The sequence below is a fragment of the Bacillus cereus group sp. BfR-BA-01331 genome (assembly GCF_022663915.1).
In the GTDB taxonomy this organism is placed as follows: domain Bacteria; phylum Bacillota; class Bacilli; order Bacillales; family Bacillaceae_G; genus Bacillus_A; species Bacillus_A mycoides.
In genome coordinates, this window is sequence record NZ_JAKUGJ010000121.1 from 1 (window position 1) to 1,077 (window position 1,077).

The window sequence follows — 1,077 nt, forward strand, 5'->3', positions numbered from 1 at the left end:
CGTAAAGAATACCAATCATGTACTTGTCCCATCGGGACAATGTCTGTAGGTGTGTTTGTCATATATACATTGATGCCACTGAGTCGTTTACTACGAGTAGAATACTTCATTCCTTTCTTTTTTTCTCTTACAGTTTGATCTTGTAATCGTTTTTGTTGTTGTTCTTTGGTTAGTCGATGAACAATCACACGGGTTGGTACTTTATCAGTCATTCCTACATAAGCGTTGGATATTTCACATGTTTGTCCTGGTTGAAGAGAGTTCATTAAGACCTCCATATCTATCTGTATATACTCTGTACCTTTCTTGATTCTTCCATCTTGAAAATAATCAGGAGTGGGATTTTTTTGATAAATACGTGTATTTGATTTAATACGAGAGATATAGTAAGCCTTTTTATCTTGTATATGTTGAAGATCTTTCAAGTGAAAATAACCTAAATCACGGATACATAAATCATTCGCTGCCACAGTTGGGGCACATAGAGAACCATAGGTTCGATCATGTTGTTTACCTGGGCCTGTATGAATATGTAGGAACTGTCCACTTAATAAATCATACTCAAGCTGAATCTTCACCCCAGCTGTATGGCTGCATCCTCCTGCACCTGGATAAACAGATGAAAATACATCGGGAAGTTGAAAGGCAGTTGAATCTAGGATACGAATACGTTTGAAAATAGAAGCGTATGGAGAAGTGAGCATCTTAGTTGAAGATAACTTTTGGTTGAGAAGTTCGGCTAACACTTGTTGTAGGAATTGCACGGCTGTGGCATTAAATCGTTGATTCAGTCCTTGGGGACTGATGAGCACTTCTGTTGATGCTTCTAAACAGCTACATAAATGAGTTAAAGAGGTTTTAGCGACTTTTTGACTGATCCATACACATAAAGCGACTAAATCTTTTGCTTGGTACTTACTGGTTCTTTGCACAAAACCAACATTTCTAGCAAGATCTCGTAAGAAATTTGGAGATAAGAAGTTTTGAATTTCTTGAGCAAATAGTTGTAATTCATCAGATACAGAAATAGACATACAAAAACGCCATCCTTTCCTATGATTCTACAGAAAGAATAGC

At 37.0% G+C, this 1,077-nt stretch carries 1 protein-coding gene; it reads right to left on the reverse strand.

Features of this window, described 5'->3' with window-relative positions:
• A partial coding sequence (locus MR155_RS31175) for an IS4 family transposase (RefSeq protein WP_242312111.1) occupies positions 1 to 1,034 on the reverse strand: 1,034 nt, incomplete at its 3' end.
• Between the last annotated feature and the right edge of the window lie 43 nt (positions 1,035 to 1,077).